General features: G+C 28.9%; 12 protein-coding genes. 1 reads left to right on the top strand and 11 read right to left on the bottom strand.

The window, feature by feature from the left end; translation table 11 throughout:
- The first annotated feature begins 59 nt into the window (after positions 1–59).
- Positions 60–1,325: an amidase domain-containing protein gene (locus ACYUEX_RS02185; RefSeq protein ID WP_460286362.1), complete on the top strand. Its 1,266-nt coding sequence runs from the start codon at positions 60–62 to the stop codon at positions 1,323–1,325.
- Between the two features lie 104 nt (positions 1,326–1,429).
- Here ACYUEX_RS02185 and ACYUEX_RS02180 read toward each other — a convergent pair whose 3' ends face one another.
- The 11 genes from ACYUEX_RS02180 to eno all read right to left on the bottom strand — a co-directional run bounded on the left by ACYUEX_RS02180 (position 1,430) and on the right by eno (position 14,341).
- The gene (locus ACYUEX_RS02180) at positions 1,430–1,828 is read right to left on the bottom strand and encodes an RrF2 family transcriptional regulator (protein ID WP_460286361.1); all 399 of its coding nucleotides are present in this window, start codon (positions 1,826–1,828) and stop codon (positions 1,430–1,432) included.
- A gap of 295 nt (positions 1,829–2,123) precedes the next feature.
- Positions 2,124–3,515: an NADPH-dependent glutamate synthase gene (gene gltA / locus ACYUEX_RS02175; protein WP_460286512.1), complete on the bottom strand. Its 1,392-nt coding sequence runs from the start codon at positions 3,513–3,515 to the stop codon at positions 2,124–2,126.
- Between the two features lie 2 nt (positions 3,516–3,517).
- Positions 3,518–4,405: a sulfide/dihydroorotate dehydrogenase-like FAD/NAD-binding protein gene (locus ACYUEX_RS02170; protein WP_460286360.1), complete on the bottom strand. Its 888-nt coding sequence runs from the start codon at positions 4,403–4,405 to the stop codon at positions 3,518–3,520.
- Positions 4,406–4,601: 196 nt separating this feature from the next.
- Positions 4,602–5,768: an iron-containing alcohol dehydrogenase gene (locus ACYUEX_RS02165; protein ID WP_411170050.1), complete on the bottom strand. Its 1,167-nt coding sequence runs from the start codon at positions 5,766–5,768 to the stop codon at positions 4,602–4,604.
- Between the two features lie 222 nt (positions 5,769–5,990).
- Positions 5,991–7,892: a sigma-54-dependent Fis family transcriptional regulator gene (locus ACYUEX_RS02160; protein WP_460286359.1), complete on the bottom strand. Its 1,902-nt coding sequence runs from the start codon at positions 7,890–7,892 to the stop codon at positions 5,991–5,993.
- Between the two features lie 153 nt (positions 7,893–8,045).
- A complete protein-coding gene (smpB, locus tag ACYUEX_RS02155) occupies positions 8,046–8,516 on the bottom strand; it encodes an SsrA-binding protein SmpB (RefSeq protein WP_411170048.1) in 471 nt (156 codons plus the stop codon).
- 151 nt (positions 8,517–8,667) lie between these two features.
- Complete coding sequence (locus ACYUEX_RS02150; protein WP_460286358.1) at positions 8,668–9,123, bottom strand: AraC family transcriptional regulator; 456 nt, start codon at positions 9,121–9,123, stop codon at positions 8,668–8,670.
- Positions 9,124–9,530: 407 nt separating this feature from the next.
- Complete coding sequence (gene rnr, locus ACYUEX_RS02145) at positions 9,531–11,786, bottom strand: ribonuclease R (protein ID WP_460286357.1); 2,256 nt, start codon at positions 11,784–11,786, stop codon at positions 9,531–9,533.
- A 243-nt stretch (positions 11,787–12,029) separates the two neighbouring features.
- Positions 12,030–12,407, bottom strand: a complete 378-nt coding sequence (locus ACYUEX_RS02140) for a PH domain-containing protein (RefSeq protein WP_460286356.1) — start codon at positions 12,405–12,407, stop codon at positions 12,030–12,032.
- Positions 12,408–12,471: 64 nt separating this feature from the next.
- Positions 12,472–12,702 carry a preprotein translocase subunit SecG gene (gene secG, locus ACYUEX_RS02135; protein ID WP_460286355.1) on the bottom strand — a complete coding sequence of 77 codons (231 nt, stop codon included), beginning with the start codon at positions 12,700–12,702 and terminating at the stop codon, positions 12,472–12,474.
- Between the two features lie 343 nt (positions 12,703–13,045).
- A complete protein-coding gene (gene eno / locus ACYUEX_RS02130) occupies positions 13,046–14,341 on the bottom strand; it encodes a phosphopyruvate hydratase (protein WP_411170043.1) in 1,296 nt (431 codons plus the stop codon).
- Positions 14,342–14,462: the final 121 nt, after the last annotated feature.

The following is a 14,462-nucleotide window of genomic DNA, read 5'->3' as shown; positions in this document are numbered from 1 at the left end:
AAAATATAAGAAGAAATATTGTATTTTGAATACCATAAATTTCTTCAGGAGGTTTTTTTATGAGAAATATCTTTAAGGATTTAGAGAGAAAAAAAATATTAGTAGTAGGAAGTTATTTTTTAATTCCCATTTTTCTTATATCTAATTTTATCTTTTTTATTTCTAAAACTTCAAACTCATATTTTGTTCCTTCATGTTTATTTAGTGAAGGATATGAAACTGAGCCAATTGCAAATGTTGGTACTTTTATAACTGATATTGATAAAAATGTAGAAGCATCTATTATCTCATTTTTAAACAATTTATATAGCACTCGTAATAAAGCTTTTGTTACTGGTAATGTTGAAGAACTTTATAAATTTTATGACACTTCTCAAACCTTTAGTAGTTACTCTTTAAAGCATGAGTTTAAAAGAATTGCTTATTTAAGAGATTGGTCAAATGAAAGAAATATCAGCTTTAAAAGCATTGAGTCTATTCCTAAAATTAAAAATTTAAAAATAAAAGATAATACATATAAGTTAACTTCAAGCGAAGAATATAAATTTAATTATATATATAATGACACACCAGAAAAAATTAATAACTTCGGAGTTTCTTTAATTCACACATTAGAGTTACAAACTTTTGGAAATTCCTATATAATAACTAAAGATTATTATCAAGATTGCTTTGAAGGTGGCTTAGAAAATTATGATTTTAATTTAACTGAAAAGATTATTCCTTTAACTAAGTTTAAATCATACAACTTGAATTTTAATATTGATAATAGTCCAAAAGGAAGTGAACTTTATAATAGAGAAGCTGCTGTAAATTATGCTAATAAGTATTCTGGCATTTCCTTTTCAACTAATTTAAATAATAAATATAACTCAAATTACTATACTTACGAAGCTGGATGTGGTAACTGTACTAATTTTGTATCTCAATGTTTAGGTGATTATGATGAAGGTGGTAAAATACCTCAGGATAAAAACTGGTCTTATAAATATAATAACTCAAAGGGTGTACTGGCAAGCCAATCTTGGGTTAATGCTGAGAAGTTTTTAAATCATCTTTTATCTACTAATAAAGCATTTGTATCTTTTTCTGGTTCCTTTGAGAATGTATTAAATAATATGGATAATTCCAATAATAAAATTAAACTTGGTGACTTAGTAATATATAAAAATGGTGATTATATTGAACATAGTGCTATAATAACAGGCTTTGATAATGCTGGTTATCCTTTAATAAATTCTAATTCAATTGACAAGTATAAAGTTCCTTTTGATTTAGGCTGGAGCAATAAAAATTCTGAATTTTATATAATATCTTTAAAATAATAAATTTATATGTAAGAAATTATAGGTAAAATAAAATAGGTTATATCCAAATTTTTAATTAAGATATAACCTATTTTATTTGTTTTCTAATGAATAACTTAGATTTACTTAAGTAAATCTTGTAAAGTATATCTTGAAAATTCATTAAGGAAGGCTTTTAAAGATTCGTTCATTATTCCCTTTAGTTTGCATCCAGAGTCCATGAATGGGCAACAGTCTTCTTTATTAAAACAATTAGCAATATTTAGATTATCCTCAGTAATATGTACAACCTCTCCTAAATTTATATCTTTTGGATCTAACCCTAGCTTTAACCCACCAGCTCTTCCCTTAATAGATATTATTAAATCTGTTTTAGCGAGTTTATGTATTATTTTTTTTAAGTGATGTTCTGAAATCTCTAATTTTTTTGCTAGCTCTTCTACAGTACAAAGCTTATCTCTATTTTCTGCTAAGTATACCAAGGCTCTGAATGAGTAATCAGTAAATTTTGATAAGTACATGGAAATCACTCTCTTTCGTTTAATAATTCTCGTTAATCTTTAAATTTATTGATAATTTTCTGACAAATTATATTAAATAATTACTAACTATATAAAAATTCATTAATTAAATTATACTATAATTTTATACTAAATTTATAAAAAAAATATTAAATATTAACGTTTTTTTTAATAAATTCGATAATTTATTAATACTTAATCACTAAATCGCAGGAAAATATATGAAAAAGAGTTATTTCTAACGAACTAAGCTTAAGCTTAATAAACTTCATGTCAGAAATAACTCTCTTAATTTCTATTTTTTACTTAAGTATTCATCTATAGCTTCAGCAGCTTTTTTACCAGCTCCCATGGCTAAAATAACAGTTGCTGCTCCTGTAACAGCATCTCCTCCTGCATAAACACCTTCCTTTGTTGTAAGCCCATTTTCGTCTGCTACTATACATTTCCACTTATTAGTTTCAAGTCCCTTTGTAGTTGATGAAATAAGCGGATTAGGAGATGTTCCAAGAGACATTATAACTGTATCAATATCCATAACATATTCTGAACCTTCTTTAACTACAGGCTTTCTTCTTCCTGATTCGTCAGGTTCTCCAAGTTCCATTTCAACACATTTCATGCCCTTTACCCAGCCATTTTCATCTACTAAAATTTCTGTTGGATTGGTTAAAACATCGAAAATAACTCCTTCTTCTTTAGCATGATGTACTTCCTCGACTCTTGCTGGAAGCTCAGATTCACTTCTCCTATAAACAATATGACTTTCAGAACCTAACCTTAAAGCAGTTCTTGCGGCATCCATAGCAACATTTCCTCCACCTACTACAGCAACTCTTTTTCCTATTTTAACAGGTGTATGATATTCTTCTTTAAATGCCTTCATCAAATTTACTCTTGTTAAGAATTCATTTGCAGATAAAACTCCATTTGCATTTTCCCCTGGTATTCCCATAAACTTAGGAAGTCCTGCTCCTGATCCTATAAATACTGCATCAAACTTCTCATCTTCCATTAATTCATCTATAGTTATAGTTCTACCTATTATAACGTTAGTTTCTATCTTTACTCCTAATTTTTTTATGTTTTCAATTTCAGCTTTAACTACATCTTCCTTAGGTAATCTAAACTCTGGAATTCCATAAACTAAAACTCCACCTGGCTCATGTAAAGCTTCAAAGATAGTCACATCATAGCCCCTTTTAGCTAAATCTCCTGCACAAGTTAACCCTGCAGGACCGCTTCCTATAACTGCTACTTTCTTATCGTTTAAAGGTTCTGTTACTGCTAATTCTACATTATGCTTTCTTGACCAGTCTGCAATAAATCTTTCTAATTTACCTATTGAAACTGGTTCACCTTTAATTCCTAATACGCACTTTCCTTCGCATTGACTTTCTTGTGGACATACTCTACCACAAACTGCTGGCAATGCACTATATTTTGCTACTTCTTTAGCAGCTAATTCAAATTCTCCATCCTTCATATACGCTATAAATCCTGGAATATCAATAGATACTGGACATCCATCTACACACTTTGGGTTTTTACAAGTTAAACATCTATTTGCTTCTTTTACAGCTTCTTCATCTAGATATCCTAAACAAACTTCTTCAAAGTTTTTTGCTCTTATATCTGGAGCTTGTTCTGAAACAGGTACTCTTTTCATTCTATCTTGCATATTCATAACTATTCTACCTTGCATCCACAACCGCCGTGATTATGAGTGTCCCCTTCTTCTATTTTCAACTGAGATCTACCTTCTTCAGTTTTGTACATAGCCTGTCTTCTCATTGATTCATCAAAATCAACTAAATGTCCATCAAATTCAGGTCCATCTACACAAGCAAATTTTACTTTTCCACCTATTGTAACTCTACATGCCCCGCACATCCCTGTTCCATCAACCATTATTGGATTTAAGCTTACTGTAGTTGGGATATTTAGTTCTTTAGTAAGCATAGCCATAAACTTCATCATTATCATAGGTCCTATTACTATTGCATGATCATATTTATTACCTTTTTTTTCAACTAAATATTTTAAGCAATCTGTTACTCTACCATTAAAACCATATGTTCCATCGTCTGTTGCTATATATAAATTACCTGCAACACTTTTCATTTCATCTTCTAATATTAATAAATCCCTAGTTCTACTTCCAACTATTACATCACAAGCTATACCATTTTCATGCATCCATTTAACTTGTGGATATACTGGAGCTGCCCCTACGCCTCCTGCTATAAATATTATTTTCTTACTTTTAAGCTCTTCTAAATCCTCATGTATAAATTCACTAGGCTGTCCTAAAGGTCCAACAAAATCTAAAACATAATCTCCTTCTTTAAAATTAGCTAATTCCTTTGTTCCTCTTCCTACAGCTTGAAATACTATAGTAACAGTCCCCTCACTCTTATTATAGTCTGCTATAGTTAGTGGTATTCTTTCACCCTTATCATCATTTTTTATAATTATAAATTGACCTGGCTTAGCTGATTTGGCAACTCTTGGTGCTTCTATATCCATAAGGTATATATTGTCTGTAAGTTCTCTTTTTTTGACTATCTTATACATACTTGTCCCCCCAACTATTTTCTATGTAATTTAATCTTACCATTTTTTAAATATTCATACAATTCTTAACTTTGATTTTGTTTTATCTTTGCATTTTTTTTAGGTTAATCCTAAAACAAGGTTATCTTAAAAAGAAAATGAATTCAGTTCAAGATAACCTTAAAATCAATCTATTAATTTTAAAATTTAAAGCATTTTAGAAATTAACTTTAGTTCCATAATATGTGCATTCAAATAGTTTTTCCATTGTTGCATCGTCAATTTCTCTTGGATTAGATCCTGTACATGCATCTAAAACTGCATTGTGAGAAATAAATTTAAGATTCGCTTTAAAGTCTTCTTCTGTTACTCCATATTCTTTAACTGTGTGCGGAATATTTAATTCTGTATTTAAATCATTTATCATTTCTATTAATGAATCTGTTAATTCTGTATTAGTTTCACCTTTTAATTTTAATGCTCTAGCTATATCTGCATATCTATCTTCACAGTTAACTCTATTGTATTGAATTACATATGGTAAGAATATAGCATTTGCACATCCATGAGGAATATGGAATACAGCTCCTGTTTTATGGGCCATAGAGTGAACTATTCCAAGTAAAGCATTTGAGAATGCCATTCCTGCTAAACATTGTGCTTCATGCATTAAGTTTCTAGCTTCTTTATCTCCATTATATGATTTAAATAAATTTTCTTTAACCATCTCAATAGCTTTCATAGCTAATGGGTCTGAGAAGTTTGATCTTAATGATGCAGTGTATGCTTCTATAGCATGAGTTAATGCATCCATTCCAGTATGTGCTACAAGCTTAGGCGGCATAGTTTGTGCAAGTTCTGGGTCTACTATAGCAATATCTGGAGTTATATTAAAATCTGCTAGAGGATATTTAATTTTTGCTTTATAGTCTGTTATTACTGAAAATGCTGTTACTTCTGTAGCTGTACCACTTGTTGATGGAATTGCTACAAATTTAGCTTTTTGTCTAAGTTCTGGTAATCCAAATGGAACAACTGCTTGTTCAAATGTAAAGTCTGGATATTCGTAGAAAATCCACATTGCTTTTGCTGCATCTATTGGTGATCCACCACCCATTGCAACTATCCAATCAGGCTCAAATTTTCTCATAGCCTCTGCACCACTCATAACAGTTTCAACAGATGGATCTGGTTCTACTCCTTCAAAAAGTTCAACTTCCATTCCTGCTTCTTTTAAATAGCTTTCTACCTTATCTAAGAATCCAAAACGTTTCATTGACCCTCCGCCAACTACAACCATTGCTTTCTTACCTTTTAATGTTTTTAATACTTCTAATGATCCTTCTCCATGATATAAGTCTCTTGGTAATGTGAAACGAGCCATAATAAAACCTCCTAAAGTTTATATATAATTTATTTCTTACTAAGTTACATTAATTTAAATAGCAAGACTCATGCCAATTAGTTATTTCTTTAACAACATTGTTAAATTATTGACTTTACCACATTTTATATAATTCAAAAAATAAATATGTCCTAAAATAAAACAGTTTAATGAAAATTACTGTTTTATTTTAGGACATTGTCTTATTATGTTACAATTAAGTTAATCTACATCTAGATTGTATTTTTTTATTTTAAGGTACAAAGTATTTCTGCTTATTCCTAAAGCCTTTGCTGTCTTTGTCATATTATATTTATTATGCTCTATAGCATTTCTTATTGCTATCTTTTCAATTTCTTCTAAGTTAAAGCATTCTTCTTTAGCTTCTTCTATAATTATGTCTTTATTTTTTATATTTAAAATTTCATTTCTCTTTTCTTCACATTCATCTATTATATCTGCAGATAATTCTCCATTTAAGTTGACTATATTTTCTATACAATTTTCTAATTGTCTTATATTCCCTGGCCAATTATTTTCTAATATCCTATTAAATAAATCCTTGCTTATATCTGGTATATCTTTTTCTAATTTTATTGATTTCATACTTAAAAAATATTCTATAAGCTTTCTTATATCACCTTTCCGTTCTCTAAGTGGAGGCAATTTTATAGGAATAACACATAATCTATAATATAAATCTTCTCTAAATGTTCCTTTTTTAACTTCCCTTTTTAAGTCCTTATTTGTTGCAGCTATTACTCTCATATCTACTGGAATTTCTCTGCTTCCTCCAAGCCTAGTTACTCTCCCCTCTTGAAGGACTCTTAATAATTTAACTTGCATATCAAGTGGCATTTCTCCTATTTCATCTAAAAATAGTGTTCCACCATTAGCAATTTCAAATTTTCCTATTCGGCCTCCCTTTTTACCTCCAGTAAAGGTCCCATCCTCATATCCAAAAAGCTCACTCTCAATAATATTAGCTGGTATAGCACCGCAGTTTATTGCTATAAACTTATTATTTTTTCTTAAGCTATAATTATGAATTGATTGTGCTAGGACTTCCTTACCTGTTCCACTTTCTCCTTGTATCAATACTGTAGAAGGGCTATTCGCTATGATCTTACAGTTAGTTATAACATTTTTAATAGCATCACTTTCTCCTATAATATCGTTAAATGTAAAAAAAGCTCCTGTAAAATTATTTTCTTTATTTTTTTCTTTAACTTTTGTTAAAGTAACTACAATCCCTATTATCTTTTCATTATGTTTAATGCCTTTAAGTATAACTTCTGTTTTATATCTACTTGCATGACTTAATTTTATTTCTTTAGTTATTATTTCATTATTATTTGATACTCTGTCTACTATGTTTTGAAAGTTTGGTATAATGTAATTTATATCTTCATTTATTAAATTATGATTTTTTTTATCTAAAATACTAAGGCCTAATTCATTTATATTTATAATTTTTCCATATATATCAACAATCATTATTCCTTTATCAACATTTTCTATAACAGTTTTCATATAATTGTAGGTTTGGTTTAATATATAGTTAGTTTTTATTCTGTATAATTCATTTTCTATAGCTTTAACTCCAAAAATAACTAACCCTAAAGTATGAGGATGCTTCATATTGCTTTTTCCTGTTAAATTTAAAGTTCCTATTATTTCTCCTTTACTATTATGAATAGGTGCTGCAGAACAAGTTAAGCTTTGAAATATTGTTATATAATGCTCTTTTGCAGTTATTTGAAGACATGTATTTTCCTTTATAGCTGTTCCCATTGCATTTGTTCCTATATTTTTTTCATCCATATAGGCACCAACTTTTAAATTTAACTTTTCTAATTCCCCTTTTATTTCATTAGCTCCTCTTATATAAAGAATACATCCATTATTATCTGTTAATATTATTATAAAATCCTTATCCTCTACAGATTCAACCACCTTATCTATATAGGGCTTAGATATTTCTATTAGTTCTTTATTTAAATATAATACCTTTGTAAGTTCTTCTCCATATAATATAGTTTTAGAGTGATTGCTATTTTTTTCAACTCCATAGATTTCACTTCTTTTATGAGATTTCTCAATTAATAAATTTTTATTATACATGACCACTTACCTCTTAATACTTTTTCATACTAATATTTTTCTGTATAATATAAGTTTACTATTAGATTGATAATTTTTCTACAAAATACTAAAACTATAATCTTAAATTATTAAAAAATTAAGATTATAGTCCTTTTTAAACTTTATTTCTTTTTAATATCTTGTAGAGTTTTTTAACTGTCTTTCTATATCTCTCTTATGAGCCTTTTCAAGCATTGAATCTCTCTTATCATAATTCTTTTTACCTCTGCATAAACCAAGGGCAACCTTTACCTTACCCTCTTTCAAATATAATGATAAAGGTATTAAGGTGAATCCTTGCTGTGATACAAGACCTGCAAATCTTGATATTTGTTCTTTATGAAGTAAAAGCTTTCTTTCTCTTAAAGGATCAACATTAAATATATTTCCTTGCTCATAAGGACTTATATGCATACCTTTTATAGTAATTTCACCATTTTCTACATCTGCATAAGACTCTTTTAAATTACATTTTCCTGCTCTTATTGATTTAACTTCTGTACCAACCAAAGCTATTCCAGCTTCTATAGCTTCTTCTACAAAATAATCATGTCTAGCTTTTCTATTTTCAGCTAATGTATTACTATTTTTCTTCCTTACCATTTCTAACTCACCACACGTTTCTATCCTTCTATTACTATCTATAGTATAACATAGTAATTACACTATATACCACAATTAATAATATCTTTTATTATTGTTATTTGATTTTTATTACGGAACTTAAATTTGTATTTTCAAAATAACCTTTAAGTTATATTTTTTTTATAGGTACACATATTTCACAATATCCTTTATTAACCATATCATTAGAATATCTCTCAATAGTTGGCTTGTTATCAATTTTATATCCTGCATTTTCTAAATTAATGAATATTTCTTTCCATGCTTTTTTAATATCTTCTTCTGTATGTTTAATTTTATAAACTGCATATTCTCCAGCATTAAGTTCAGCTTCATTAATTGAATCATCTATTTGATAATCATTAGAAATAACTATACATGCATCATAGCGACAATCTTTTGGAGCTGTTATTTGGGGATTATCTTGAGGAATACCATATATTATTGCTTCTTCATCAAATAAATTTTTTTCTTCTGCCCATTTTTTTAAATTCGCCATTACTTGAATGTTAGAAGCTCCATAGGGACCAACTCCCCTTACATATGCAACCCTACATTTTTTTATTTTTTCAATTCTAATATCCATATATTTCTCTCCTTTTACATTGATATCTATAACAACTCAAAAATATCATATTATAAAAAAATAATCACTATCTTTTTTAAAATATTATAAATCAATCAAATTATATATTAATTCATAAATTATTTTTAAAATTTCGATCAATTTATTAAATGCAATTTAGTATTTCAGAGCCTAAAAAAAGTCGCCAAGGCGAGCTTGCCGAGCCGTCGACTTTTTTTAGCGCATGTGCATTTCTGAAGCTTGCCTGAGGAAAATCTTGCACGCGTAATTTATTCTATTTTTTTACTCTATAGTGCTAACTTTAATAACTTATATACTATAAACAATTTATCCACAAATTTTAAAAATATAATTTAATATAGAGTAAAAAAAATGCTATTTGAGTTCACTCAAATAGCATTTTATCATTATAAGTCATATAAGTTATTTTCTTCATTTTCTATACTATCATCATTTTCTTGAGATAATTCATTTCTTATTTCATCTTTAGCTTCTTGAATTTTTTCACTAAGTTTTTCACTTGGAACAATTTCTTCTTTAGTTTGTTCTTCTTCAATTAAGTCAAAATAAACTTCTCTGTTATCTATATCAACTCTAGTACATTTAACTTTAACTTCATCACCTAATCTATATACCTTTTTAGTTCTTTCACCAATTAAGCATAAATGTGCTTCATCATAAATGTAGTAATCATCATCTAAAGCTGTTATATGAATTAATCCTTCTATTGTATTTGGTAGTTCTGCAAATAATCCAAAGGATGTAACTGAAGATATTATAGCTGTAAACTCTTCTCCAATTCTTTCTTGCATATACTCTGCTTTCTTTAAATCATCAACTTCTCTTTCTGCTTCTTGTGCTAATCTTTCCATTTCTGATGATTGCTTTGATGCTACTTCTACTATATTTGTAAGTCTTCCTGTTCTCTTTTCATCTATTTTTCCATTTAATTGTTCTTTTATAATTCTATGAATTTGAAGATCTGGGTATCTTCTTATTGGTGATGTAAAGTGACAATAGTATTTTGCTGCAAGTCCAAAGTGTCCTACACATTCTGGAGAATATTTAGCTTGCATCATTGAACGTAACAATAAAGTACTTACTACTGTTTCTTCTTTTTTTCCTTCTACCTTTTCTAATATATCTTGAAGAGCTCTTGGATGAGCTTCTTGTCCCCATCTTACAACATATCCCAAATTATGAACAAATTCCTTAAACTTCTCTAGCTTTTCTTCATCTGGCTCTTCATGTATTCTATATACAAATGGTAAATTAGTCCAGAACATATGCTCAGCTATTGTTTCATTACATACAAGCATAAACTCTTCTATTATTCTATTTGCAATAGCTCTTTCATAAGGTTTAATATCAATTGGTTTTCCTAAATCATTTAATATTATTTTTGATTCTTCAAAATTAAAGTCTATTGCTCCTCTTTTCATTCTCTTTTCACGAAGAATACTACATAGTTCTTCCATAGCCTTAAAATCATCTACTAAATAATCATATCTTTTTATAAGCTCTTCATCATTATTTTCTAATATTTTAGTTACATCTGTATATGTCATTCTTTCACTAGTTTTTATAACTGTTTCTTCTATTTCATGTTGAATTACTTTTCCGCTTTTATCTATAACCATAAAACAGCTTAAAGCTAATCTATCTACTTTGGGATTTAAAGAACAAATACCATTAGATAACTTTTTAGGTAACATTGGTATAACTCTATCTATTAAATATACTGATGTAGCTCTTTTTAAAGCTTCTTTGTCTAAAGGATTCTTCTCTCTTACATAATGCGATACGTCTGCAATATGGACTCCTAATCTAAATTTACCATTCTCTAATCTTTCTATTGAAACTGCATCATCTAAATCCTTAGCATCTTCACCATCTATTGTCACCATTCTTAAATTTCTAAGATCTTTCCTTCTTGCATATTCCTTTTCTTCTATTTCTTCTTCTATGTTTTCAGCATAGCTTAGAACTTTTTCTGGAAACTCTTCTGGTAATCCATATTTTTTGATTATTGTAAGTATGTCTAATCCCTTATCTCCTTTTCTACCTAATACCTCTTTAACTACACCCTCTGGACTTCTTCTTTTGTCTGCCCATTTAACTATTTCACAAATTACTACATCTCCATCGTTAGCTCCATTTCTATCTTTCTTAGATATAAATATATCTTGATTTAATCTAGTATCCTCTGGAACTACAAAGCCGAAGTTTCTGCTATCTTCATATACTCCTATAACCTTGGTATTAGATCTTTCTAAAACTTCTCTAACTTCCCCTTCTCTTTTTTTACCATTCAAATCTTCCCTTGTTATTTGAACTAAAACCTTATCTCCGTTCATTGCTCCATTCATAGATGAGCTAGGAATAAATACATCCTTTTCTCCTTCTGTTTCAGGAAGTAAAAATCCAAATCCTTTTTGGTGAACTTGCAACTTACCAGTAATTAACCCAAGTCTTTCAGGTACACCAAACTTATCCTTTTTAGTTCTAACAATCAAGCCTTCTCTTTCCATTGATTTTAAAACCTTTTTAAAAGACTTATATTCGTCAGGATTTATATCAAATACAGATACTAGCTCTTGTATATCCATTGGTCTGTATGCTTCTTCTCTCATAAAGCTTAATAATGTTTGTTTAATTCCCATATATAAATTTTCCTCCATATATTCTATATTTCATTCTATTTTATTTTATCCAATTTACCTTTATATTACACCAATAACAGTATAAAATTATAAGTTTGAATCAGTAATGGGCAATTAACAATGGACAGCTTAGGATAGAAATGATTCTTTCCTTAATTGTGCATTTTCATTGTCAATTGCCCATTATTATAAATTTCTTTAAAAATTTTATTATAATTTTCAATTTTTTATTATAAATTGTTATTATTTAAGACAGTAATCTGCAAGTAAAGCTTGTAATTCGTAAATATTTAAACTACTATTAAATTGTTTTTCTATTGGAAGAGCTGTTCCAGAAATCCATATTTTTAATTCAGCATCTAAATCAAAATGTCCAGCTGTTTCTATACTAAAATGTGTTATTGATTTATAAGGAATAGAATGATATTCTGTTTTCTTTCCTGTCATTCCTTGTTTGTCAACTAAAATTAATCTCTTATTAGTAAAAATGAATAGGTCTCTTACTAATTTGTAAGCCTTTTCTATTTTTTCTGATGGGGATAATATTTTTCCATATTCTTTAGCCAATTCATCTACGTTTACTTCTGAAGCGTTGCCCATTAAAGAGTTAAAAATGCCCATAAATTCACTCTCCTATTTATAATATAAAAGAGCTACCATAATAAAAGCAGCTCTCTTTATAACATTATATTAAATTTAATGCTATTGTATTCACAACAAATAAAGTCATAGCTATAATTGTTACCTTTAACAACATAGCTTCTTTAGTTCTTGCTTTGTTCTTTGAAAAGAAAGTTTCTGTCTTACTTCCTTGGATTAATCCACTTAATGCATCTGTTTTACTTGGTTGTAATAATACTGATATTATAATTACTAGTCCTAATATTAATTCTAACACTAATAAAAAGTTGTTCATTGCTATACCTCCCATGATATCTGAAACCGGTCGTATTTATATAAATTTATATTAACATATTGAATACTATATTACAAGTATGTAGCTACAAAATAATACCATTACATAAAAAAGTGGACATATGTAAGTTTACTTATTCCGTCGCTGTGCTCCAAGTCAACGTAAACTTACATATGCCCACTTACAAACTGAAGATAAGGAAAGTATAAAACAAATCTACTTTTTTTACATTGAATTAATAAAAACCTTATATAATCACATTTTAAAAACTTTAAAATTTTATACTTTCCTGAATATTAAAAATAAGGATAAGATTTATAACCTTATCCTTATTTAATTCAAACTATTTTTTAACGTTAAAGAATGCTTTTCTTCCTCTGTATTCAGCTACATCATCTAATTCTTCTTCAATTCTTATTAATTGGTTGTACTTAGCAACTCTTTCTGATCTTGCTGGAGCACCAGTCTTGATTTGACCAGCATTTACAGCAACAACTAAATCAGCAATTGTAGTGTCTTCTGTTTCTCCTGATCTATGTGAAATAACCGCTGTATAACCTGCTCTATTAGCCATTTCTATAGCATTTAAAGTTTCAGTTAAAGTACCAATTTGGTTTAACTTGATTAGGATTGAGTTACCAACTCCCATGTCAATTCCTCTTTCTAATCTTTCAGTGTTAGTAACAAATAAGTCATCACCAACTAATTGAACTTTCTTTCCTAATCTTTCAGTTATTAGTTTCCAACCTTCCCAGTCTTCTTCAGCCATACCATCTTCAATTGATATAATTGGATATTTATTTACCCAGTTTTCTAAGAAGTCAACCATTTCAGCTGCAGTTAATGTCTTTCCTTCATGTTCTAATACATACTTTCCATCTTTGTAGTACTCTGATGAAGCAGCATCTATTGCTATGAACATATCTTCTCCAGCTTTGTATCCAGCGTTAGTTATAGCTTCTATAATAACTTCGATAGCTTCTTCATTTGACTTAAGGTTTGGAGCAAATCCGCCTTCATCACCGATTGCAGTTGAATACCCTTTATCATGTAATGTTTTCTTTAATGTATGATAAACTTCAGCACACATTTGTAATGCGTCGCTAAATGTTTTTGCTCCAACTGGCATAACCATGAATTCTTGTAAATCAACTGAGTTATCAGCATGTGATCCACCATTAATTATATTCATCATAGGAACTGGTAAAACTTTCGCATTTACTCCACCTACATATTGATATAATGGTAACTCTAATGATTTAGCAGCTGCATTAGCAACAGCAAGTGAAACACCTAATATAGCGTTAGCACCTAATTTTGCTTTGTTTGGAGTTCCATCTAATTCAATAAGTAATTTATCTATATATGGTTGATCATATACGTTGCATCCAATTAATTCTTCTGCAATTGTATCATTTACATTTTGAACTGCTTTTAAAACACCTTTTCCTAAATACTTGCTCTTATCTCCATCTCTTAATTCAACTGCTTCATACATACCAGTTGATGCTCCTGATGGAACAGCTGCTCTACCTACAGTACCATCTTCTAAATATACTTCAACTTCTACTGTTGGGAAACATCTTGAATCAAGGATTTGTCTAGCTACAACGTCTACTATTTCACAATAATTTTTCATTATTTTTCCTCCTTTATTTGAATGTAATTTGCTCTCTTTTCTATATCTGTACCTTTATTATTATTTCATTCAGAAATAATATTATTCATTAAAGTACTGTATTATAGAGTTTAACGAAACA

The organism is Clostridium sp. CTA-7, assembly GCF_054768095.1.
The sequence above is the reverse complement of the archived record's forward strand: the minus strand, read 5'-3'. Positions and strand labels throughout refer to the sequence as shown.

Coding starts and splice junctions, on each gene's coding strand:
- ACYUEX_RS02140 (WP_460286356.1), bottom strand. CDS start 12,407: ATGGGCATTTTTAACTCTTTAATGGGCAACGCTTCAGAAGTAAACGTA.
- smpB (WP_411170048.1), bottom strand. CDS start 8,516: ATGGTAAGGAAGAAAAATAGTAATACATTAGCTGAAAATAGAAAAGCT.
- secG (WP_460286355.1), bottom strand. CDS start 12,702: ATGAACAACTTTTTATTAGTGTTAGAATTAATATTAGGACTAGTAATT.
- ACYUEX_RS02165 (WP_411170050.1), bottom strand. CDS start 5,768: ATGGCTCGTTTCACATTACCAAGAGACTTATATCATGGAGAAGGATCA.
- gltA (WP_460286512.1), bottom strand. CDS start 3,515: ATGAATATGCAAGATAGAATGAAAAGAGTACCTGTTTCAGAACAAGCT.
- ACYUEX_RS02160 (WP_460286359.1), bottom strand. CDS start 7,892: ATGTATAATAAAAATTTATTAATTGAGAAATCTCATAAAAGAAGTGAA.
- ACYUEX_RS02180 (WP_460286361.1), bottom strand. CDS start 1,828: ATGTACTTATCAAAATTTACTGATTACTCATTCAGAGCCTTGGTATAC.
- ACYUEX_RS02185 (WP_460286362.1), top strand. CDS start 60: ATGAGAAATATCTTTAAGGATTTAGAGAGAAAAAAAATATTAGTAGTA.
- ACYUEX_RS02170 (WP_460286360.1), bottom strand. CDS start 4,405: ATGTATAAGATAGTCAAAAAAAGAGAACTTACAGACAATATATACCTT.
- eno (WP_411170043.1), bottom strand. CDS start 14,341: ATGAAAAATTATTGTGAAATAGTAGACGTTGTAGCTAGACAAATCCTT.
- ACYUEX_RS02150 (WP_460286358.1), bottom strand. CDS start 9,123: ATGGATATTAGAATTGAAAAAATAAAAAAATGTAGGGTTGCATATGTA.
- rnr (WP_460286357.1), bottom strand. CDS start 11,786: ATGGGAATTAAACAAACATTATTAAGCTTTATGAGAGAAGAAGCATAC.